The sequence below is a fragment of the Clostridium sp. C105KSO13 genome, assembly GCF_001517425.1.
Classification (GTDB): Bacteria; Bacillota; Clostridia; order Lachnospirales; family Lachnospiraceae; genus Muricomes.
This window is the reverse complement of sequence record NZ_FBWL01000166.1, coordinates 99,938-121,861: the sequence shown is the minus strand read 5'-3', so window position 1 is coordinate 121,861 and position 21,924 is coordinate 99,938. Positions and strand designations below refer to the sequence as shown.

The window sequence follows — 21,924 nt, the reverse complement described above, 5'->3', positions numbered from 1 at the left end:
CTGTCATCCTCGCAATCAGCTCCGGGCCGGATTCTCCATCCACCATCTGTCCCGGATAGTTCTCAATCTCATCTGTGATGGCAATCTGACCGCCGTCCTGACCTTTTTCGATGATCAGCGTGGAGAGACGGCTCCTGCCTGCGTACAGCCCGGCAGATAATCCTGCCGGACCTCCTCCTAAAATAATTACATCATAAATCTTATCCATTTTTCTCTCTTCCTAGTCCTCAAATATTGTCTGTCCGTCTACCTCTGTCGTTAAAGCTCCCAGAGCTTTCATAACAATTTTACGTCGAAGCGCTTTTTCTTCGTCTTTCTTCAGAGACGGATTCCCAAGTGGATGTGGAATTGCAATTGCCGGAACAATTCTATTTGCCCCTACTGTCATGGAAATCGGTGTTACTGTACAAATGTGCACAACAGGCAGCCCTACTCTCTCCAGTTCCTTAACCATCGTTGCACCGCAACGAGTACAGGTGCCTCAAGTAGAGGTCAGGATAACTGCATCCACACCGTCAGCCTTCAACTTCTGACCAATCTCCGCGGCAAACGCTTTCGCAGAAGCAACCGCTGTTCCATTTCCCACAGTTGTGTAAAACAAATGATGAAGTTTTCCGATGACCCCTTCTTTTTCCAAATCCCGGAGTACATCAATAGGCAGTACTCTGTCTGCATCCTGATTTGCATATACCGGATCATATCCGCCATGAGCCGTTTCATAGGTATCCTCAGTCAGGTCGGTTACTCCTGTAATGTCATACTCACCATAATGAGATGCACTGGAGCTTTCTATGTGATCCGGATTTCCTTTCGGTACGATACCACCGGAGGTGACAAGAGCAATCTTTGCATGTGCCAGATCCTTTACTGCAGGATTAGGATCTACTCTGTCAAAATTCGGCATGGGATATTCTGTCTCAAAGGGTTTATCTGCCAGTTTTTTAAGAAGCATATCAACAGCTCTTGCTGAGCCTCGCTTTTTCTCAAAAAAGTTAACTCTAATGCCATTTGGCATATAACCTTCTTCTGCAGATGCACCAACAGGCTCACCCTTCCCAAGCTTTAATGCCAGAGGTGCCATTTTTGCTACTGCCCCACGCATGCCGGCTGCATTATTTTTTGTAGCAATCATATATACATGATTTTTAAACATATCTGCTCCTGGGTTCTCGACATACATGCCGGTAATAGCAGGAATCCCCAGTTCTTCCTGTACCGCTGCTGCAATCGTACCACATGCCACACCGTAGCGTCCTGCATTAAAGGCCGGTCCTGCAATAAAAACATCTGGATTCTGTTCTTTCACCATAGCTAATATATCTGCTTTCGCCTTCTCCAGATTTTCATTAAAATAAGAGTCTCCGCACACTATTGTCGCTATAACCTCTGCCTCATCTTTAAAACTTGCCGCAAATGCCAGTCCGGGGCCAACAGTTTCTCCGACTCGTAATTCTGCCGGATAGTCAGCTTTTTCTTCTCCGCCTATCTGAGCGAAAAACTGGTTAATATAATGAACAACTTTTATTTTTGCCATTTTCTCTCCTCCATTCTACCTTGCACTCAGTTTATTGAAACCTGTCTCGTTTGTTGCACCTGTGATAACCTGCAGCTCCACTTCCAAAGAGCCGTCCTTATGCAGAGTTTCTTCACTTGCTCCTGCAATTTTTGTAATATAATCGAGAGTCCCAATGACTTTGTCAAGTTTAGGAAGGATAACAACCTGGTTTGCATTTCCTCCTGTAACTACTGCATCCGCCGCAGCATCAGCATCTGCAAGAGACTGAGATTTTCCATCCCGTCCTGCATACTCGTCCGTGATAATAACAGTTTTAATTCCTTCTGCTTCAATCTTCTTGCAGTTCATGATCAAATCTGTATCCGGGTTCCCGAATCCTTCCTGGGATACAATTACTCCGTCAAGATCCAGCATTCTGCAGAGCTTTGCAGTCCAGTCTGAAGAACGCTGTTTATCTGCCAGGTAAACATTTTCATTGGTAATAATCTGACATACAAAATTCAGTGTCTTTCCATGTTGGTCAAACAAATCATGTACAACCGGATTGTTTAGATGTACATAAGTAGGATTCTTATCACATGCAGATACACAGTTGCCGGAAACAATTGCTCCATCCATTATTTCTGTAGGGCTCAAGATTGTTGGGACAATCTTTTTTGCATCGACTCCATATACATAAGTATCATGCAGAAGGCCCTGACTCTGCAGCATCTGTACATATGCCACCCTAGGAAGTTCCGGATATTTTTCGATACCTTCTTTTAATCCGAAGGTTTCATATACCTTTGTTTCATCCGGTGTCAAAGTGCGTGCTAATTCCCCAATATAAACAGCCACCCTAAAACCTGCAAGTCTTACCGCTTTTTCATATTCATGAGGCTCAATTCCCTCTAGAGCCTCACACACCATAACAAGATTCAATGTATTAGAAAATGGTGTGTAATCTGCACCCGGTCCGGTCATGTCAATGACGCCTTCCTGGAATCCTACAATCTTACCGGCCGTCACTACAGCCATTCCCTTTAATGCATATGTCTTTCCTTCTCCAACTGTATCTGTTTTCGAGATAATGCCCGGGAAGATTCCCCCTCTTCCCTCAACCTTAACCCTAGGCTCAATTACATCTTTTACCGGCGTGATTCTGACTGACTCACCCGGCCTCGCAATATCAAAGGATACGCTTTTTAATTTTTCATCTTCAAGCGCAGTCTCTCGGACAGCCTTCTCGGACACATAAAGAATCCCGTCCTCAATTCTGGACTCCTCAGCAAAACGGATATCCGTTATGTGAATATACCCCATCTCTAATTTCACTTGCAATTACCTCCTTAAAATGTACTTTTTTAACCACAACGAACTTAAAACTTCTCTCAGCAAACCGCAATAATGCTGTCAGATTTCTGCTGATTCCAGCGCACTTTTTAATAAAGTCCAGTCAATCAATTGAAAATCTTTATATACCTCTGCCCCATATAAGTCTGCTTTAAACGAAAACTTTCCACAGGCCTCAATCGCATTTTCAATGAGTTCCAAAGACTCTAAATCTGGCTTCATCTCCTTTCTCTTTGTAATAATTATAGACTTGTATGGTGTTTCCTTAGGCTTTACACTTCCAGATAACGGATGTGATAAAAGCCGGTGTCCCTCATGTATCCGGTCTCTGACCTTTTTTAAAATTTCCTCATAGGAAATCTCATGATAGGCAACGTAGTGTGTCTTTTCTAGTTTCCCCAGAACTAATGGATTATTCGTAATAATTTCAAAATTCTCCCGGGCCATTTATACGTCTCCTTTCGGTGCTTTCAATCCTTTTTATAGACATGCCTAAAAAAAAGACAGAGACACACTTTAATACAAATGCGTCTCTGTCTTATGACCTGAAAGATTCTTCCTTCAACAGGAATTGCTTCTTCGGTGTCAAATAAACAACTTTCCAGAGTCTCGTCAAATTTCAGTCCTTTTACCTGAGAGCTTTTACGCCTGTTCCCCTTCGGTTCCATAATCAAATATGGTCTCTCCTGAAATTATCAATCGAAAATATTATCTATCCTGTCTATATATTAACATTTACTATTGTATTTATCAATGGATGATTTACACATAAACTACAAAACTTTTTTATACACTTTTGCTAAATTATTCTGCAAACTTTCTTATTCTAAGGCTTACTCCAAGTTCGTCTGCCAAAACCTTGCTGGCTTCTATCTGCTCGCTAGTCAGGACATCTACAATGGACACTTTTACCTGTGGAATTATATCCCGGCATTCTATTATAAAATCCTGCATAGCTTCAAACGCATTCTCAAACCTGGGCTGGGTAACCTTCATGTATTCATCCTTTGTCGGAGCATTAAGACTGACAGATACAAAGTCCACCACACCGGCAAGAATGGGAACGATGTCTTTATTGTGGTAAAGGTTTCCAAGGCCGTTAGTATTTACACGGATGGACACTCCATATTTTTCTTTCGCATATCTGGCCGATTCTATTAAACTTTCCAGCGCACAGGTTGGTTCGCCATACCCACAGTACACCAGTTCACTGAAACATCCAAAATCAAATTCATCCATTGCAGCCTTGATTTCCTCCAGCGTCGGATCCTTTTTATGCCAAAGAGTATTAGCATCACCTATGCCGTTCACGTGACTGCGTATGCAGAAACTGCAGCGACAGTCACATAGATTAGTAATATTCGCATACACCTGTTCATTATAAGTATATAAAATATCAGCCATTCTCTCCTCCATTTTTATTCTTGATCTGTTATCTTAAGTTTAACATCTTCTGGGTTTTGGTTTTAACCCGAGCCTTATCCATAGATGCTCCTAATATCAGAAAAATTAGTGCACTTCCCATGGACTGTATTATACTCCCGGGCAAAGATATCAAGGCCGTCTTGAAGGAGCTGAATAAGATTCCTTCTGTCAGGTAATATCCTGCTGCTGTAATTGCCGCAGCAATAAATGGTGCTGCAATATTTCTTCTTGCCAGGATTCTTCCCCCCCTGCTTGTAAAAGGCAGGGTAATCAGTGCCTTTATTATAATCGTAGCCGGTGCCCACATTGGCGCCGTCAGCAAGTCTGCCACACCACCTCCGATAGCTGCTGCCGCCAATGCATAGGGTCTTGGCAAAAAAACAGCCGCCATATAAATCAGAGTATCTCCAAAATGGATATATCCTCCATTTGCCCCATATGGTATATGACAGATGTAGGCCGTCATCACCGTAATCATAGCTGCAAACAACCCTGCTGTCGTAATTTTTGTTGTTCTGTTCCTCATCATTTTCCCCCCTCCTTATATGAGCATTCTAAGATATTTTTCATAATTTACACCATCATTTCGTGGGACATTCTCTTCGGCCGAATCTATAATGGACTTTTCAATAAATTTGCCCGCCAGTTCTATGCTATCCTTTATCTTATCACCTCTTGCCATCCCTCCTGCTATGATGGATGCAAACAAGTCCCCGGTACCGGAGTAACTTCCTCCGACATATGGAAAGGCCGAAATGTAAGACTGCGTTTCTGTAACAGCTAGATTCCCCATTTTTAAAATACCATCATCACCATCCAGAAAATGAACTCCTGTCACGACAACCGTCTTTAATCCCCCCTTTAACATATTTCGGGCCAGCTGTCCAATAATCTTTAGTAAATGCTTTTCATCTGTCATCTCCTGAATCATTCGGTAATCTGTATTTGTCAGCAGGCAAAGCTCTGTCAGATTAGGTGTTATAATATCTGCACGTACCGCCAGCTCTTTCATTAAACCACACATATTATCGGAAAACATATCAAATACTTTTCCGTCATCACCCATCACAGGATCCACTAAGAGAAAACTCTTTTTCTTATGGAACTTATCAAGAAAGCTAAAGATGTTCTCAATCTGTTCTTCACTTGCCACAAATCCGGTATAAATACCGTCAAATTCTGCTCCCATTTTTTCCCACTCAAGTTGGAAATAGTGCATTCTGTCTGTATAGTCATCACAATAATAACTGGGGTATCCCGTCTGTGCACTTAATACTGCCGTCGGCAGGGGACAGGGCTGCACGCCCATAGCAGCTATTACGGAAATAGCCGCTGTCAGCGAGCAGCGCCCAAAACCAGATAAATCATTGATGACAGCAATCTTCTTTGTCATGTTCAACCTCACATAGTATAAAAAACTTTATTTTATTACTGTCTGCTATCATAGCACGATACTGGTTTACTCTAAATGACCAGTTATTGATATTTTAACCAGTCCAGTTGAAAAGGGTCAGTCCCCTTGCAATAATTATATGTTTGATATTGCATCGTATATTTGATATCATGATGTTAAATATAAAGGGGCAATATCATATTTGAAAAGGTGGAAACTAAATGGATACTCAAAACAAAAAACATCATCGCCGTCCCAGATATAAGGGGACTTACCCAAAAGCTTTTAAAGATAAATATAAGGAACTGCACCCGGAGTTATATGCCGATACTGTGGCTAAGGTAATCAATAAAGGGAATACTCCCGCAGGCATGCACCGTTCTATCTGTGTGAAAGAGATATTAGAATTTTTGCAAATCACTCCAGGCCAAGTCGGATTAGATGCCACCTTGGGTTATGGGGGACATACTTTAGAGATGCTTAAATGTTTAGATTCGAAAGGGCACCTGTATGCTACTGATGTAGATTCTATCGAACTGCCGCGTACAAGAGAACGGTTAGAACGTCTGGGTTACGGCCCGGCGATTTTAACAATCAGGCAAATTAACTTTTCCAGTATAGATCAGATTGTCTCTGAATCGGGCCCTCTTGATTTTATATTGGCAGATTTGGGCGTCTCTTCCATGCAAATAGATAATCCCGAAAGAGGTTTTTCTTTTAAGACAGAGGGGCCATTAGACTTACGACTCGATTCATCAAAGGGGATTTCTGCAGCAGAACGTCTTAAGACGGTTTCAGAAGATGAGTTACAAGGTATGCTCTCGGAGAACGCAGATGAACCCCATTGTGCAGAAATCGCTCACGCCATCGTCTCCGCGATAAAAAAGGGAACAGACATTACAACGACAAACCAGCTCCGGAAAATGATCGAAGATGCTCTGCAGTTCATTCCGAAAAAAGATAGAGACCATGAAATTAAAAAATCCTGTCAGAGATGCTTCCAGGCACTGCGGATTGATGTCAATAGTGAATTTGAAGCACTTTACGAATTTTTGGAAAAACTCCCTGACGCCCTAGCTAAAGGCGGGCGCGTTGCCATTCTTACCTTTCATTCCGGCGAAGACCGTCTTGTCAAAAAATCTTTTCTACACTTCTGCCGCGAAGGTGTCTATAAAGAAATAGCACCTAAAGCTATCCGTCCATCGGCAGAAGAATGCAATTCCAACAGCCGTGCCAGAAGTGCAAAGTTACGGTGGGCTGTTAAAGGGGACTGATAAGCTGGTCATCATATTTCGTTGTATGTAAACATCCGGAATTCTCAGTCCTTGCTCCTTTCATGTAATTAAAAATATTTGCTTGTTAAATGTATGATATAACATGCTTATGCTTGGGTGATTAAGTGAGTACAGGGGAAAGAATAAGGCGGGCGCGAAAGCAAGCTAGTTTATCACAGGGACAACTTGGAAAGCGTGTCGGTATATCGCAGCAGCAAATAGCCGCAATATGAAAACGGAATCAGAAACCCCAAAATCGAAACTTTAAAAAAAATTGCTAATGCTTTAGACGTTACACCGACTGAATTTTTAGAGGATGAACTATTTGATGCTACTGATTCTCCTGACGAATCTGATGCATTAAACTTAATGGATAAAAAACTTGAAGGAATCTTGAATGATGAAAAATTAACCAAAGAAGAGAAGGAATCAAAAGCAGAAGAGCTTTTCACTCAATTTAAAATCATGGAGGATTTTCATAAAAGTAATGTTGATGTAGCTATATTGTTTGGTGTAAAAAATGGTATGGGCATTGACATGGTAAAAGTATATGTTGACATACTCAACGAAAAAGGGCAGTTCAAAGCCATCGAGCAGATTGAACTGCTATCCAGAATCCCCGAATATCAGAAGAACAATAAGAATAAAAAAGGTTAGTTTCGCTTTTTTGAACAAAAGAAACGTTTATCCCATTTTTGAGAAAAAGATTATAAATGGGGCGTTCTGTCACTTTTGTCACTTTCGTAACCCTATATCATAATCAGAAAATCATTGCTTCTTTTGTTTCTACTTTCTGCCTGATATGGGGTCGGTAGTGGTGACCTCACCACAAAAATTGCACTCAGTTAAACGTACATGGACAATAATATACTTACCCAGAGAGCCGATGGGGCGATTGCCAGTTGCCGGATATTAAGAAGGGAGCTGGTGCTTATGGTTACATATAGTGATTTATTCACCTTTGTAATGATGCTTTGTGCTGTGATAACTCTTGTTGTTTATATCAAACGCAAAAAGTAGCGCCCCCATCCCGGTAAGATAAGGCGCTACTTATAGCAAATCATTTTACCGGCGGCTGGGTGTATTCTAGCTATCGGCTCTCTTGTTAAGTATATTATAGTCAATACTGTTGGAATTGTCAAACTCTTTCAATCGTTCCCACGCCCGCCCGGCAAGAATGAAAGGAAGAATAATATGCCATTCTTCAAAGACCGTATCATATCCGATATAGGCCCGGCTGATATAGCGGCTTGGCAGAATGAAATGCTCACAAAAAGTTAAGCAGCACCTATATACGTGATGTAAACAATCATTTAACTGCTATTTTCAATTATGCTGTTGAATACGTTGGCTTGCCGAAAATCCCCTGTAAGAAGCCCATAGGCTCCACTAAGGCCGGAAGCGTGAACTTCTGGACACCGGAAGAATATGCCCTATTTATAGACCAATGCCGAGATGATATTAAATTCTATACGGCCTTTGAAATTTTGTACTATACAGGAATGCGAAAAGGGAAAATGCTTGCCCTAACACTGAAAGATACAGACTTTACAGAGAATAAAATCTCTATTACTAAAACGCGTTATCGCGTAGCGGGAAAGCACTTGACAAATCCGCCAAAGACAGGCAGCGGCGAAAGAGTTGTTGATATACCCGAATTTCTCACAGAAGAAATAAAGGAGTACATTTCACACCTTTATAAACCGGGTCCGGAGCAGCTCTTTGAAATAACTGCTGACCAGCTCCGCAGGGTTATGTTGAGAAGAATACAGCAAGCCGGGGTAAAACAGATTCGTGTGCACGACCTCCGCCACTCTCACGCTTCACTGCTAAACAACCTGGGGGGCGAACCCGGTATTGCTTGCTGAAAGATTGAGGAGAAGGCAAAAGAATAGTATCAATTTAGTATCAACTCAACTCTTAAAATAAGCCGAGGACCCTATTTATAAGGTTCCCGGCTTTTATTCTGTTTAAAGCATCTCTATAAATGCAGCTATTCTGGTTGTGAGCTGCGCAATATCTGCCTGGGAATAATCTGTTTCAACACTGATATAAGGTTTCTTCTTCTCTTTATTCACAAATCTCTTAATCTTCATGGACTCTACTGCATATGGCTGACAGGCCTGCAGTTCCATATCTACCACTGCGTCAACCGTATATTCATCAATCATCTGATCCAGCAGCTTTATCCGATTTTCATTGGGACTCATACACGCACAGCCTATGTTCATGTATTTCCTGGATAAAGCCTCATAGACATCGTCGATAGACTCGTCCACATTCTCCTCAATTGCTTTGGCACCGGTACAGTTTTCATACGCAACAACAACACCGCCGTTTTCTTCTATGGCTTTAACAACCTTAAGCGTCGCCCCGCCCATAGGACATCCTGTTACCAGGATACGAGGCCTCTTCTCCTGAACGCTTCCTTCCGATTTGATTTTATTGATTAATTCTTCCATCTGTGCCGGAATGCTCTCCCGGTCGAAATTAAACGTCAGGCCTACTAATGTATTCAGCAAATCTAAGCCAGAAATTGGTACCGGATCCTGCTTCATCAATGAATACAGTTCTTTGATTGATGTGCGCTCTTTATTTTTTATTCGAATTCCTCTTCGAATATCATCCTCCGTGATATCGATATGAAATACTTCTTCAAGCTTTTCTTTCATTCGAATAATTTCTTTTCTGAATAGTTCAATGCCGGCTTCACTGACCCTGTTAGGCAGTTCCATTACATATACCGGCTTAAACTCTCCCAGATATTCATACATTTTTTTCTTACCGTCACATGTTGTCTCACCTACTACCAGGTCGGAAAAATAGAAGAACGGACATTTGTCTGTTTTTCCAAAACCATAACTTGATTTGATCAAGGGGCAAAGATTTTTAGGAAGATCCTGCTCTGCCGCTGCAATTGTTTCATCTGAAGTGGCACACAGAGAAACCACTGCCGCATTCATGGCTACTGCAAGCTCCTGCGGGAAAAAGGTACAAAAAACACCGATTACAGGTTTGTCCTGATCCTTTATCTTTTTAACGTTCAAAAATGCTGTCTGCCGTGCCTCGGCAAAACCCTCAAATATTTCTGGTAAATTCTTCTTTACTTCCATTTTCTTATGTCCTTCCTTATTCTTTAATATATTTTGCTGCAGGAATCAAGGACTTTTGATCCCGAAACCTACGGATTTACACATACTTTGTTCCGTCTGCAAATATCAAGTATTTTTCGTCTAAGAAAGGTGCAGAAAAAACAGCGTGTATACTGTCCCCTCCCCACCGAAAGAGTTCTTCCCTATATAAAATGATCGAACAGCAGGAAAGACAGATGTCCGGTAAATAACCAAAAAATGCATATGGCTTTTTGAATCGCATTAGTTGGTTGTCCATTTCAACAGATACTTCTTTAACATCTCAAAAAGCTGCATCACAACGACCAGTATAAAGACCATAAATAAAAAGCCACACCATGTTTTATCATATAAGCCAAATTCTGCATATTTTTTTACAAAAAACCCCATACCGTACTGTGCCCCATACATCTCTGCATACACGAGCATTACAAAAGTGCTGCGAAGTGAATTAACAAAGCCCGCTAATATTGAAGGACTAGCTGCCGGCAGGATGACTTTTGTTAGTTTTTTTATTCCATGAATCTCCAAAGTGGCCGCCTTATCTAGATAGTGTTTATCAATGGTCATGATGCCTGTTATTGTGGCAAAAAGAGTTGCCCACACAGTACCATAAACAATTAAGAAAAGTGATGCCACCCAAAAATTGGGAGATAGTAATAGCGCAAATGGAGACAATAGTATAGAAGGCACCACACTAAAAGTGTATATAATAGGATGCAGAGCATCTCTTAAGCGACTGTTCATTCCCAAAATCGTACCGAATGTTAACGCTATAAGCACTGAAATCAAGATAGACGGTATCATTAATTTAAAGGAAGAAAACATATTCAGCAACAAGAGCCCTTCGTTTTCAGAAAATGCCCTTTTGATAGCGTTCACTTTTGGAAACAAATATGGATTAGCCAGGCCACTTTCCGTCACATAAATATACAATAGAACGAGCCCTAGATATATACTTATCGTAAGCCAGTATTTTTTAAAAAAGGATTTTACTGCACTCATAGAAAACTATCCCCCAATTATTATATGTATTTAATGCGTAGCTTGTCCTACCTATGCTTTATCATTTTCCTCGAAGAATGTCTGCATTTTATTATAAAATTCTGGGTTTTCATTACCATATTCTTCTGCAGCCTCTGCCAAAGCCTTCTCATATAAAACAGTATTAATGTGATCTGAAATATTAATTTTTTTGGATTTTTCATCCAAAAACCCTGTTTTATCCAAAACATCCCATGCCCGGACAACCGAGTTCTTAAGTGGATCTACGCTAACATTATAATGTTTGTCAAGCATATAAGCTGCCACATATTCTTCATCAGCATTGATTTTTTTTGCATGCAGTTTAACAGCTTCCTCCTTACTGTCTTCGTAGTAAGCCTGTGCCCTCAACAATGCCATCATTGCATGCTTGATGGTAATAGGATTTTTCTCCAAAAATTCTGTCGGACATTCCATACGGCAGCAAGAGTAATTTGGCATCACATCGCTTTGGTAGCACATGATATCAACATCATCCATGTTCTTCACAGTATAAGTCTGTCCGGTACCCATAAGGGCATAGTCCACTTCACCTCGAACCACTGCTGCTAAAGCATCATTGTAATCTGTATATGTTACCCAGTCTACTGCCTCAAGAGGATTGTCATACCCTAAATCCATGATAGCTCCAGTAAATGCAAAATAACTGGGGTTACAGGCAAATTTCTTTCCAATCAAATCTTCAGGTCCATTCCATTTAGTACCTTTTTTTGCAATAACAGGCATACACCCGGTTACCATGTGGCCGCCAAAAATAGTTAAATCGACTCCAGAAGCTATCTGCTGTAAAGGATTACTTGTCCCAGCATTGGAGACAACATCCACCTTACCTGTAGATAACATAGTCATTGCATCAGCATTAGCGTCTGACTGAATATATTCGATAGTTAGACCCTCATCTTTAAAATATCCCTTTTCCTCGGCAATGGTAAGAAGAACATTACCACTGGTACCACAATTCCACCTAATCACATTTGTTTCAAGGGTATCTCCTGCGTTTTTCTTTGTTACAGAATCCTTTCCCTGAGCAGAGCCCGAATCGGTGCTTCCTCCACCACAGCCCACCATACCAAGAGTCATGGATATGGCTAATAACATTGTTAAAACTTTCTTTTTCATTACATTTTTCTCCTCTCTACTTATCCCAATATATGTATAGCAGGGTTTTATCCTGTTAATACCATTTAAGAAACACGCACTGTCACATCTTCATTAATTTGTCGAATCAATGTGTTACGTAACTGAAGAATGTCAGGGTTTTCAAACTGATTTTCTCTGGTAGGATGTTTATCTCCCGGGATAATACATTCATAAATTATATTACTGGGTGACTGCCCAAGCACTATAATTCGATTCGCCAACAATAATGCCTCGTCTACATCATGCGTTACAAAAAACACTGTTTTTTTGGGTGTTTCCTGTGACCACAAATTAAGTACTAAATCTTGTAATCTGGCACGTGTTACTGCATCTAGTGCGCCGAAGGGTTCGTCCATCAGTAGAATCGGAGGATTTATGCCAAATGCCTGAGCAATTGCACAGCGCTGCTTCATGCCACCGGACAATTCTTTTGGTAACTTTCGGTACACGTATTCGTCCAGTCCTACTGCATCCAACATTTTCAATGCCAACTGTTTCAACTTCCTTTTATCCTGTTTTGGAAAACACTGTTTTAATGCCAGCATAATATTCTCACCTGCTGTCATCCATGGAAACAGGCCATAATCTTGAAAGACAACACCTCTTTTCAAGCTAGCTCCCACAATAGGTTGTCCCTCTATCAGAACTTTCCCGGCGGTTGGTTTTTCCAACCCTGACAATAGACGCAAAAATGTACTCTTTCCACACCCTGATTGTCCAAGGATACATACAAATTCTCCTGCATTTACTTCCAAGTTTATATTTCTCAAAATTAATTGCTTATTCTCATAAGCAAAAGATAAATTGTCAACCTTTATACATCTCATATATTAAAAATTTCTCCTAACTTTTAGAATCAATTACAAAGTACAGTATAAGTCTTATAATGGCTTTTGGCTAATTGGTATTCCTTATAAATTTAGAAGTCTTATTATTGTTTTCTATTATTGATGTGCGGTACGGATTTTCAGTGTAGTACTCAGGGGACAAACCTTGACGACTGTCATTACCGGTTGTATAATGCTTCAAAAAGGAGGGAATTTAAATGGATTCTTTTGAAAATATCATGACTCGAAAAAGCATCCGAGAATATAGCAGCCGACCTGTCAGTAATGCCGACATAGAGAAGATTCTGAGAGCCGGAATGAGCGGACCCAGCTGTGTGAATGCGAGGGACTGGGCTTTTTTAGTAGTAAAGGATAAAGAGCAGCTGGAACTTATGGCTGATGCCAACGGAAAGTATGCAGCTCCTCTTAAAAATGCTCCGCTCGGTATATTGATCTGCGGTGATCTAAGCCGTGCTTTTAAGGAAGCAGAAGACTACTGGATTATTGACGGTGCTATTGCCGCACAAAATATGATTCTCTGTGCCCACGGTCTGGGTATCGGTTCTGTCTGGCTTGGAACCTGGCCCCAGGTGGAGCGGGTAGAAAACCAACGAAACCTATTTTCCCTGCCCGACCATATAATCCCTCATTCAGTGATTGCTTTCGGGTACCCCGATGAAGATATCGATCTCAGCAAACCCGATACCTTTGAAGAAGACCTGGTCCATTACGAAAAATGGTAACCCGCGTTTATTCATCAAACGTTTCAGTTCCCCATATTCCATCGCTTTTCTCCTGTTTACTTCTATATCTCCTGTCTTTTGTTTTTACAAAGCCATTTCTGTTCTTTCATGAAAAAAGATTTTACAGGTCGATGCCCAACACGTTTTTCACAACAAGTCCAATGCCAAACGTAATCACTGAAACACCCAGGCTGATCGCAGACATCAGAAGGAAGTTTTTCTTGAATGCCCTTCCTTTAGCGATTGATATATAGAAGTTAAATGCCGCAATGATGGCAATAGCGATTATCAGTGTGATTATCAGTGCTGCAATATAGCTTTCCTGGGGCATTACAAGATATGGAATAATCAAAAGCGCAACTGTAATTAGATAAGCTAACCCGGTATAAACAGACGATTTCGCAGCATTTTTCTGGCTCTGCTCACGGGACGAAAGATAACCGGAGGCTGCCATGGACAGTGTGGCCGAAACACCTGTAATCATTCCTGCCATCGCAATTACATGTGTATTCTGCATTGCCAGAGTGTATCCTGCAAGCGCACCTGTTAGTTCTACAAGGGCGTCATTCATCCCTAAAACAATATCACCAATGTATTGAAGCCGTTCCTCGTCAAGCATGTCCAGTAACTCCTTTTCATGCCTCTCCTCGTCTTCCAATATTCGGGGAAGTTCCGGTATCTCTGAGATTTCTTTCTCATAAACCGCAATTCCTTTGTCTTCATTCCTTTCAAGGAATTTTATAATGAAAGTATATCCCAAAATACGCGCTAATAATGCAAAAAAGAACACATAGAAACTATTAGGTTTCATACTCATGGTCGAATACTTTCCAAAAGTTTTGGCATGTTTCCATTCATCCTTAGATATAGCCATCAGTATTTCCTTTTCTTTCTTGTCCTTTGTCATTTCAGCTATTTTTTGATATAATGCAGCTCCCTGCACCTCATTCTTTTGAAGCTTTTTAAAATCATCTTTGGTCAAAATTGATCATCTCCCAATTCTTTCATTCTTTAAAGTTTACTTCTATATTATACATACCCTCAGAGTATACTGCAACAGAACAAAAACGCAAACAGGGAGTATATACTGATTGCCATTTTCAGTATATACTCCCTGAAGATTTTCTTTTTTATGATTGCAGGAGCACAAAGTGCGTAGCAATCCGTAAGTATCAAGGGTCAAAATCCCTTTTGATCCTTACATCTTATGACACTTGTATCATAACTTTGCCGCTTCTGCGGTACTCTGATTTCACGAACACATCTGCAATATTATCAAGAGATACTATATTTGTAATGATGCTTTCCACATCAACTTTTCCTGAAGCAAGTACCTGAATCGCTCTTTCAAAGGTATATGGATTAATGAACGAAGATGTAATGTGCAGTTCTTTCCTGAAGATGTCATCCGGCTTAATGGAAAACCCTTCTTCAGGTGAAGACAGGCCGAAATACATAATCGTCGCACCTTTTCCTGCAAACCGGACTGCATCTTCCTGGGTATGTATATTTCCGACACATTCTATTACTGCATCTACGTTCTCGCAGTTTGCTGCGAGAAACTTCTCCATGCCTTCCTCGAGAGGATTCACTGTTAAATCGGCCCCCAGCTTCAATGCAAGGGCTCGCTTCTCCTCCACTGGTTCTGACAGAATCACTTTGGAAGCCCCTGCATTCTTTGCAAGCTGAAGCATAATAATGCCGATGGGACCGCCGCCCATCACAAGAACAGTATTCCCCGCCTTGATATGGCACAGGTCAATTCCGTGAATACAGCAAGACATGGGTTCTGCCATCGCTGCTTCCATATAACTCAAACCGTCAGGTACCTTATAAACCTGTTTCTCCCGCATAATTACGTATTCTGCGAAGCCGCCGTCAACTGTGGTACCTACACCTATATTATGGGTGCAAAAATGCTGCATCGCATTTTTGCAGAAGTAGCACTCACCGCACATGTCATTGGGATCCCCGCTTACCTTATCTCCTACTTTAAACTCCGTAACCCGGCTTCCGATCTCTGCCACAACGCCTGAGAATTCATGGCCTGGTATCAGCGGAGGCTTTACTGCAAAAGCGCCCGGATCACCGTTATATATATGTACATCTGTTCCACAGACGCCGCAATACTTTACTTTAATTTTAACCTCGTTGCCTTCAAGCGCTCTCTCCGGAACCTCTTCTACCCTCAAATCATGGCGCCCGTGATATACTGCTGCCTTCATAACATATCCCTCCATTTATACACTGTTCAGAAACTCATCAATATAAAAAAGTGCCGCCCCTGCCGCTGTCGCTTCTCTTTTAAATCTGCATTGGAACAAGTAGTCTTTTGCACTGTCGCCAAATGGATTGTGCCTGTCTACCCGATCACACAAATCTTCCATATAGTCTCCGATATAAGCACCTACATACCCTCCGACTATAATCACACCATCGAAAAGTATCCGCATATTATGTACAGCTATTGCCAGATTATCCAGATACTCATCCCACAGCTTTGCTGCTTCCCGGTCCCCCTTTTTAAGCTGTACAAAAAACTCTTCCAGGTTCCCCCCAGTGTACTGATCCAAAATGCAGGCCCTGCAGACGGTATCAAAACATCCGTATCTGCCGCAGTAACATTTTTCTCCACCCTTGGGAACAACCACCATGTGGCCAATTTCTCCGCCCTTTTGGCGGTCTCCTTCATAAATTGTCTGGTCAATAATAATAGATCCGCCTACACTGTTGCTCAAGCTTATGTAAAATCCATTCTTTACTCTGTGATCCTCCCATATCTCTGCGTACCCCGCTGCATAAGAATCATGTAAAAGACGGTTATTATAGGGGATATATTTTGCAATCTCTTTTCTGGTCTTTCCCGTAAAATTCAATGTCATACCATAGAGAACATTTTCTCCGTCATCTGATACTAGCCCCGGAACACCGATTCCAACCCCCAGAATATCCTTATCAGAAATGCCTGCCTGCGCCTTCACTATTTCCACCGCTCTGCCGATTTTCTTCAAGTACTCATCATCATCCAGGTTAAACGGAACCCGTTCTCTTATAATCCCCTTTATATCCCCTGATAAATCCACTGCAACAGCATTTATATGATACACCGTGATATAAACACCGATTGCCATCTTTGCATTCTCAATGTAAGTATAGGCAGTCGCATTGCGGCCGCCTGTGTTTTTGATTTTTCGAGATGTATCAATAAGTTTTTGCTTTTCCAGATACTGTAAGTTTTGAGTGACCGTAGGAAGACTCAACTGCAAAGCTACGACAATATCCTGCTTTGAAACCGAATCATTTTTCCGGATATACTGATATACGGACTGCCTGTTATTCAGCTTGATTACATTGGGGCTGATTTTTCCTCTGCTCATTTTGTCACCTAATTTTCGTAATATTTGTTCTGCCCTTCAATAAAGCGCTCAAAGTTATACTAATATTAAGCAAGTTTTCTGTCAACCTCTTTAGCAAAACTCATCAAAAGATCGGAAGAATGATACTTTATATAGTCTGTCTCTTCTTCTGAATACAGTCAAACCCTACCGCAAAAGCAAGTACAAGTCCTTTTACAACCATCTGTACATAAGAACTTACATTCATCAGCACCATACCGTTGGTCAGTGCGCCGATAATCAATACACCGGCAACAACATTGGATAGTTTGCCATAACCTCCGGTTACGGATACTCCTCCTAAAACTACACAGGTGATAACATCGAATTCATAACCAAGACCGGCAGATGATTGAGCCGAATTGGTCCGAGACAACATTACAATACCTGCAAGGCCTGCAAACAACCCTGACAGTGAATACACTAGATATTTCACACGGCCCACAGGTATTCCGGACAGCTGTGCAGCTTCTTCATTTCCGCCTACCGCATAAAAGTAGCGGCCGAAATACGTCTTATTTAATATGAAGCTGCCCAGTGCAAAACAGATGATCATAATAATAACCGGGACAGGTATGGGACCCACATAACCCTGACCGATAATCTTAAATTTCTCTGTAAATCCATTGATTGGTGTACCACCGCTTATGATGAAAGCAACTCCCTTAAAAATGGTCTGTGTCGCAAAGGTTGCGATCAGGGCCGGCATCCCCACTGTGGACACCATGAAGCCGTTCAAGGTGCCGATCAGAGTAGCAAGCACGAGGGATAGAAGAATGGCTATATACATGTTCATTCCACTATGTACCATAAAGTAGGCGCAAATAGTATTTACAAAAGTAATAATAGAACCTGTCGCCAAGTCGATTCCGCCCAGTAGAATTACAAATGTCATGCCAATGGAAGCAATTCCATACATAGATACCTGGCGTGCAATTGTAATCAGGTTATTTGGTGTAATAAATCTGGTGTTTGCAATGGTAAAAGCAATAAACAAAACCACGAACACAACCCAGATTGCCTTATCTTTTAACTGATATATCGCTTTCTTTTTCATACTGTCTGCGCCTCCTTGACTGCTGCTGATGCATATGCCATAATTGTATCCTGCTCAAAATCACATTTATCCAATTCTCCTGTTATGCGGCCATCCGCCAGCACAACAATCCTGTCAGACATTCCCATCAGTTCCTCCATCTCAGAAGAGATCAGCAAGATGGTTTTTCCTTCCTCTTCGACTAGATGGTTCATCAGCTTATAAATTTCATATTTTGCTCCAACATCGATACCTCTGGTCGGTTCATCAAAGATAACCAATTCTGAATTTGCTGCCAGCCATCTAGCCAGAATTACCTTCTGCTGATTTCCTCCGCTCAGGTTCTTTACCAACTGTTCTAAGGTAGGTGTTTTGATTGCCAGTTCATCCTTATATTTTCTGGCAATTTCTTTCTCCTTTTTTGCATCGATCACGCTCAAGATAGAATTTCTCTCATATACTGCCATATTGATATTGTTTTTTATTGAAACTCCCAGCATAGCTCCGTGGCGTTTTCTGTCCTCCGGCACCAGTGCGATTCCTAAATCTATTGCATCCCGTGGACTCTTTGGATTGATTTCCTTTCCGTCCAAAATCATTTTGCCTGATATCTTCTTAGCAGCTCCAAAAATTAAATGGGCCAGTTCCGTGCGTCCGGCCCCTACAAGTCCTCCCAGCCCAAGTATTTCGCCCTTATGAATCTGAAGATTAATATCCTCATCGCCATTTCCGCAGACATCCTGTAATTCCAGAACTATTTCCTTCTTGTTGATACAATCCTTCCGTTCCGGGTAAGATTCTGTCAGTTCACGGCCTACCATCAGATGAATAAGCTCTTCTACACGGCTCTCCTTAGTCATCAGTGTTTTCACATATTCGCCGTCACGTAAAACCACAATCCGGTCGGACAGGCGGTATATTTCCTCCAGTCTATGAGAGATGTATATAATAGAAATACCCTCTTCACGTAAACGTTCTACTACCTCAAACATATTTTCCACTTCTGCGCTGGTCAGAGGTGCAGACGGTTCATCCATAATCAATATTTTTGCATCCTGTTGAATGGCTTTTGCAATCTCGACCATTTGCTGGTAGCCAACTGTCAGATTCTTCATCAGCGACTTGGGATTAATTTTAATGTGCAGGCGTTCGAATGCTTTTGCGGCTTCTTTTTCCATCGCTTTCTTATCAATAATGAAGCCCTTTTTGATAGGTCTTCCCAGAAACAGGTTTTCTGCGGCAGATAATTCTGCTACATTATTAAATTCCTGATAAATAATAGCAATTCCATTTTCTGCTGCCAGCAGAGGTGTCATACTTGTATGCTCACTTCCATTTACCACAATCTTGCCGGAGGTGGGGATAACCGCTCCGGAACATGTTTTTATCAATGTTGATTTCCCGGCGCCATTTTCACCGATCAATGCCAAAATCTCGCCCTTTTTCAGTTCAAGAGAAACATCCTTCAGTGCAACAACGCCCGGGTATTCTTTTCTTATATGCTGCAGCTGTAATACATATTCTTCATTCATAATGTACCCCCGTTATTGGCAGGAGGCGGCTTAAAAACCGCCTCCCCAACTTTTGTTTTACTATAAATCTTTTCTTATTCGTAATCTGCAAGATATTCATCGACATTGTCTGCATTAATTACTACGAATGGTCTGAATATGTCATGGTCGCCACCTTCAAATTTTTCTCCTGATAAAACTTTTTCATACATTTCTACACAAGCTTTTGCTGTTCTGGCATTGGAACCTTCAAATCCTACTGTCGTGTTGGAAGCTTCATTGCCTGATTTTATTGCCCGCATCTGCTGCTCTGTAGCATCACCTGAGAAGATACCGCAGTCTTCCGGAATTTCATTCTTGTAGTGGGTAAGCAGTGCCTGATTGGCTCCGATGTCAGCACCTGCGCCGATCGTTACAAATACTTTACAGTCGGGATGTGCCTGGAGTACTGTCTCAACGTTTGTCTGAGCCGGTCCTGCCTCAAGCCCCTCAATCGTAGCAACTATCTCATATTTACCTTCTGCAGCCTTTAGTCCTTCAACAATACCATTTTCTCTTTCCAGTAAGATTGGAGTCTGAGGATATCCGATGACACATACTTCTGCTTTGTTGTCCTCTGAATAATGCTCATCAATAAAATCTGCTGCCGGTTCTGCAATTGTCTTACCAAGCTCTGTATTGTCAAGAACCCAGTTTACAGTTGTATTCTCCATCTTGTCATCCCAGCACATTACCTTAATTCCTGCGTCCAACGCCTGCTGGCATACCTCCTCAATTGCACTTGGGTCAGAGGGATGAACCATGATCATGTCCACGCCGGATGTAATAAAGTTCTCAATCTGACTGATCTGCGTTGCTGAGTTGTCTTTGCAGTCAATAAGTGTATAATCCCAGCCTTTCTCCTTTAACAACTTTTCAACTTCACCGAACACACCTGCCCAGTAGTCATTTTCCAGGGATTGAAGTGTAATACCTATGTTGTACTTGCCATCTCCCTTATCTGCGGTGTCCTCTGTTTTCGCATCGGAACCGGAATCCTCTTTCACAGGGGATTTGGTCGTACACCCTGCCAGCATGGAGAATCCCAGTACCACTGTTGTCAGCACCGCTAAAATTCTTTTTTTCATAAACATTTCCTCCTCTTGGAATGATTTATTTTTTACACTTCCGTGTGTAAAAACTTAAAAGCTTGTAAACGCGCCGTCCACCACAATATCGGAGCCTGTAGTAAAGCTGCTCGTATCCCCTGCCAGATATACACAAACAGACTGCAATTCTTCCGGCTTTCCAAGTCTTCCCATGGGTGCCATTGCATTCCACTGCTCAATCAATGGCACAAGGTGAGGTGCATTATTGATCAGCTCAGTTCCTATGTATCCGGGACTGATGCAATTTACACGTACACCCTTCTTCGCCCACTCTACTGCAAGCGATTTCGTCAGCATGATAACACCTGCCTTGGATGCATTGTATGCACACTGGGGCTGAGGCACATTGACAATGTGACCTGACATAGAGGCAGTGTTAATAATCGATCCGCCTCCGTGCTTCAGCATATACTTTCCTGCTGCAGTAGCTGTAAGAAAAACTCCTGACAGATTAATATCTACAACCCTTTTCCAATGTTCAAATGACATCTCATCTGCCGGCTCGTTGATACAGATTCCTGCATTGCAGAATGCTGCCTCCAGTCCGCCCAGTTCAGAAACCACCTTTGCAACCATTGCATCTACCTGGTCAGGTTCTGTCACATCCGTCTTAACTGCTATTACCTTGCGTCCGGTCTTGTCGGCAAGTTCTTTTGCTGTCTTCTCTGCCTCATCAATATCTACATCCACAATAGCCAAATCTGCTCCTGCTTCAGCAAATGCGGTTGCCACACTTTTGCCTATTCCCCGGGCTCCTCCTGTGACAAAAATATGTTTTCCGTCCAATCTCATTTTTTCAATAATACCCACTGCTATTCGCTCCTTCCGTTCATGAAATAACGCACCATAAGGTTTGTTACACTATTAACAAGTAATTTAGTAAAACTATTTTATATAATTAATTATAATTTTATTATAGATTTTTTTTAGAATTATGCAATATGTAAAAATACACAAATATTCACGTCCATTTTTATGCTATTTATCTAAGATATTTATGTTTATGTCT

22 protein-coding genes and 1 riboswitch are annotated in these 21,924 nt (G+C 41.5%); of the genes, 4 read left to right on the top strand and 18 right to left on the bottom strand.

Features of this window, described 5'->3' with window-relative positions:
• The 7 genes from BN3456_RS09685 to BN3456_RS09655 all read right to left on the bottom strand — a co-directional run.
• On the bottom strand, nt 1-208 hold a 208-nt coding region (locus BN3456_RS09685; RefSeq protein ID WP_141654512.1), incomplete at its 3' end, for an NAD(P)/FAD-dependent oxidoreductase.
• 12 nt (nt 209-220) lie between these two features.
• Complete coding sequence (grdB, locus tag BN3456_RS09680) at nt 221-1,534, bottom strand: glycine reductase complex selenoprotein B (protein WP_089983930.1); 1,314 nt, start codon at nt 1,532-1,534, stop codon at nt 221-223.
• Nucleotides 1,535-1,549: 15 nt separating this feature from the next.
• On the bottom strand, nt 1,550-2,830 hold the full coding sequence (locus BN3456_RS09675; RefSeq protein ID WP_242862855.1) for a glycine/sarcosine/betaine reductase component B subunit: 1,281 nt from the start codon (nt 2,828-2,830) through the stop codon (nt 1,550-1,552).
• A 78-nt stretch (nt 2,831-2,908) separates the two neighbouring features.
• On the bottom strand, nt 2,909-3,295 hold the full coding sequence (locus BN3456_RS09670; protein WP_089983929.1) for a GrdX family protein: 387 nt from the start codon (nt 3,293-3,295) through the stop codon (nt 2,909-2,911).
• Between the two features lie 163 nt (nt 3,296-3,458).
• A riboswitch (glycine riboswitch) is annotated at nt 3,459-3,547 on the bottom strand.
• A gap of 105 nt (nt 3,548-3,652) precedes the next feature.
• A complete protein-coding gene (locus BN3456_RS09665) occupies nt 3,653-4,252 on the bottom strand; it encodes a TIGR04100 family radical SAM protein (protein ID WP_089983928.1) in 600 nt (199 codons plus the stop codon).
• Between the two features lie 28 nt (nt 4,253-4,280).
• On the bottom strand, nt 4,281-4,802 hold the full coding sequence (locus tag BN3456_RS09660) for a TIGR04002 family protein (protein ID WP_347458037.1): 522 nt from the start codon (nt 4,800-4,802) through the stop codon (nt 4,281-4,283).
• A 12-nt stretch (nt 4,803-4,814) separates the two neighbouring features.
• Nucleotides 4,815-5,666 (bottom strand): pyridoxamine kinase, encoded by an 852-nt coding sequence (locus BN3456_RS09655; protein ID WP_089983927.1) that lies wholly within the window; start codon nt 5,664-5,666, stop codon nt 4,815-4,817.
• A gap of 221 nt (nt 5,667-5,887) precedes the next feature.
• On the opposite strand from BN3456_RS09655, the gene rsmH reads away from it, so the two are divergent.
• From rsmH to BN3456_RS09635, 3 genes are all read left to right on the top strand, one after another.
• Nucleotides 5,888-6,940 carry a 16S rRNA (cytosine(1402)-N(4))-methyltransferase RsmH gene (gene rsmH / locus BN3456_RS09650; protein ID WP_089983926.1) on the top strand — a complete coding sequence of 351 codons (1,053 nt, stop codon included), beginning with the start codon at nt 5,888-5,890 and terminating at the stop codon, nt 6,938-6,940.
• Between the two features lie 369 nt (nt 6,941-7,309).
• The gene (locus BN3456_RS09640; RefSeq protein ID WP_242862854.1) at nt 7,310-7,597 is read left to right on the top strand and encodes a hypothetical protein; all 288 of its coding nucleotides are present in this window, start codon (nt 7,310-7,312) and stop codon (nt 7,595-7,597) included.
• Nucleotides 7,598-8,343: 746 nt separating this feature from the next.
• Entirely contained in the window at nt 8,344-8,808 is a 465-nt protein-coding gene (locus tag BN3456_RS09635) for a site-specific integrase (protein WP_176699165.1), read from the top strand.
• Between the two features lie 102 nt (nt 8,809-8,910).
• On the opposite strand, the gene BN3456_RS09630 is transcribed toward BN3456_RS09635, so the two are convergent.
• The 4 genes from BN3456_RS09630 to BN3456_RS09615 form a co-directional block, all read right to left on the bottom strand.
• Nucleotides 8,911-10,053: a double-cubane-cluster-containing anaerobic reductase gene (locus tag BN3456_RS09630; protein ID WP_089983923.1), complete on the bottom strand. Its 1,143-nt coding sequence runs from the start codon at nt 10,051-10,053 to the stop codon at nt 8,911-8,913.
• A gap of 261 nt (nt 10,054-10,314) precedes the next feature.
• On the bottom strand, nt 10,315-11,076 hold the full coding sequence (locus tag BN3456_RS09625) for an ABC transporter permease (RefSeq protein WP_089983922.1): 762 nt from the start codon (nt 11,074-11,076) through the stop codon (nt 10,315-10,317).
• A 51-nt stretch (nt 11,077-11,127) separates the two neighbouring features.
• Nucleotides 11,128-12,234 carry an ABC transporter substrate-binding protein gene (locus BN3456_RS09620; RefSeq protein WP_089983921.1) on the bottom strand — a complete coding sequence of 369 codons (1,107 nt, stop codon included), beginning with the start codon at nt 12,232-12,234 and terminating at the stop codon, nt 11,128-11,130.
• A 65-nt stretch (nt 12,235-12,299) separates the two neighbouring features.
• On the bottom strand, nt 12,300-13,082 hold the full coding sequence (locus BN3456_RS09615) for an ABC transporter ATP-binding protein (RefSeq protein ID WP_089983920.1): 783 nt from the start codon (nt 13,080-13,082) through the stop codon (nt 12,300-12,302).
• A gap of 218 nt (nt 13,083-13,300) precedes the next feature.
• Here BN3456_RS09615 and BN3456_RS09610 point away from each other — a divergent pair, with 218 nt between their 5' ends.
• On the top strand, nt 13,301-13,825 hold the full coding sequence (locus BN3456_RS09610; RefSeq protein WP_089983919.1) for a nitroreductase family protein: 525 nt from the start codon (nt 13,301-13,303) through the stop codon (nt 13,823-13,825).
• A gap of 121 nt (nt 13,826-13,946) precedes the next feature.
• Here BN3456_RS09610 and BN3456_RS09605 read toward each other — a convergent pair whose 3' ends face one another.
• From BN3456_RS09605 to BN3456_RS09575, 7 genes are all read right to left on the bottom strand, one after another.
• Nucleotides 13,947-14,807 carry a VIT1/CCC1 transporter family protein gene (locus BN3456_RS09605; RefSeq protein WP_242862853.1) on the bottom strand — a complete coding sequence of 287 codons (861 nt, stop codon included), beginning with the start codon at nt 14,805-14,807 and terminating at the stop codon, nt 13,947-13,949.
• Between the two features lie 223 nt (nt 14,808-15,030).
• Entirely contained in the window at nt 15,031-16,050 is a 1,020-nt protein-coding gene (locus BN3456_RS09600) for a zinc-dependent alcohol dehydrogenase family protein (RefSeq protein WP_089983918.1), read from the bottom strand.
• Between the two features lie 15 nt (nt 16,051-16,065).
• Complete coding sequence (locus tag BN3456_RS09595; protein ID WP_242862852.1) at nt 16,066-17,202, bottom strand: ROK family protein; 1,137 nt, start codon at nt 17,200-17,202, stop codon at nt 16,066-16,068.
• A gap of 127 nt (nt 17,203-17,329) precedes the next feature.
• On the bottom strand, nt 17,330-18,277 hold the full coding sequence (locus BN3456_RS09590) for an ABC transporter permease (protein ID WP_089983917.1): 948 nt from the start codon (nt 18,275-18,277) through the stop codon (nt 17,330-17,332).
• Entirely contained in the window at nt 18,274-19,788 is a 1,515-nt protein-coding gene (locus BN3456_RS09585; protein WP_089983916.1) for a sugar ABC transporter ATP-binding protein, read from the bottom strand. The genes BN3456_RS09590 and BN3456_RS09585 overlap by 4 nt, the downstream gene beginning before the upstream one ends.
• 74 nt (nt 19,789-19,862) lie before the next feature.
• Nucleotides 19,863-20,894: a sugar ABC transporter substrate-binding protein gene (locus tag BN3456_RS09580; protein WP_089983915.1), complete on the bottom strand. Its 1,032-nt coding sequence runs from the start codon at nt 20,892-20,894 to the stop codon at nt 19,863-19,865.
• A 54-nt stretch (nt 20,895-20,948) separates the two neighbouring features.
• Nucleotides 20,949-21,725 carry an SDR family oxidoreductase gene (locus tag BN3456_RS09575; protein WP_089983914.1) on the bottom strand — a complete coding sequence of 259 codons (777 nt, stop codon included), beginning with the start codon at nt 21,723-21,725 and terminating at the stop codon, nt 20,949-20,951.
• Nucleotides 21,726-21,924 lie beyond the last annotated feature (199 nt).

Bases quoted from the DNA above. Each gene is read 5' to 3' on its own strand.
- BN3456_RS09600 (WP_089983918.1), bottom strand. From the start codon at position 16,050: ATGAAGGCAGCAGTATATCACGGGCGCCATGATTTGAGGGTAGAAGAG.
- rsmH (WP_089983926.1), top strand. From the start codon at position 5,888: ATGGATACTCAAAACAAAAAACATCATCGCCGTCCCAGATATAAGGGG.
- BN3456_RS09625 (WP_089983922.1), bottom strand. From the start codon at position 11,076: ATGAGTGCAGTAAAATCCTTTTTTAAAAAATACTGGCTTACGATAAGT.
- BN3456_RS09665 (WP_089983928.1), bottom strand. From the start codon at position 4,252: ATGGCTGATATTTTATATACTTATAATGAACAGGTGTATGCGAATATT.
- BN3456_RS09595 (WP_242862852.1), bottom strand. From the start codon at position 17,202: ATGAGCAGAGGAAAAATCAGCCCCAATGTAATCAAGCTGAATAACAGG.
- BN3456_RS09585 (WP_089983916.1), bottom strand. From the start codon at position 19,788: ATGAATGAAGAATATGTATTACAGCTGCAGCATATAAGAAAAGAATAC.
- BN3456_RS09640 (WP_242862854.1), top strand. From the start codon at position 7,310: ATGGATAAAAAACTTGAAGGAATCTTGAATGATGAAAAATTAACCAAA.
- BN3456_RS09610 (WP_089983919.1), top strand. From the start codon at position 13,301: ATGGATTCTTTTGAAAATATCATGACTCGAAAAAGCATCCGAGAATAT.
- BN3456_RS09620 (WP_089983921.1), bottom strand. From the start codon at position 12,234: ATGAAAAAGAAAGTTTTAACAATGTTATTAGCCATATCCATGACTCTT.
- BN3456_RS09580 (WP_089983915.1), bottom strand. From the start codon at position 20,894: ATGAAAAAAAGAATTTTAGCGGTGCTGACAACAGTGGTACTGGGATTC.
- BN3456_RS09655 (WP_089983927.1), bottom strand. From the start codon at position 5,666: ATGACAAAGAAGATTGCTGTCATCAATGATTTATCTGGTTTTGGGCGC.
- BN3456_RS09630 (WP_089983923.1), bottom strand. From the start codon at position 10,053: ATGGAAGTAAAGAAGAATTTACCAGAAATATTTGAGGGTTTTGCCGAG.
- BN3456_RS09660 (WP_347458037.1), bottom strand. From the start codon at position 4,802: ATGATGAGGAACAGAACAACAAAAATTACGACAGCAGGGTTGTTTGCA.
- BN3456_RS09590 (WP_089983917.1), bottom strand. From the start codon at position 18,277: ATGAAAAAGAAAGCGATATATCAGTTAAAAGATAAGGCAATCTGGGTT.
- BN3456_RS09670 (WP_089983929.1), bottom strand. From the start codon at position 3,295: ATGGCCCGGGAGAATTTTGAAATTATTACGAATAATCCATTAGTTCTG.
- BN3456_RS09615 (WP_089983920.1), bottom strand. From the start codon at position 13,082: ATGAGATGTATAAAGGTTGACAATTTATCTTTTGCTTATGAGAATAAG.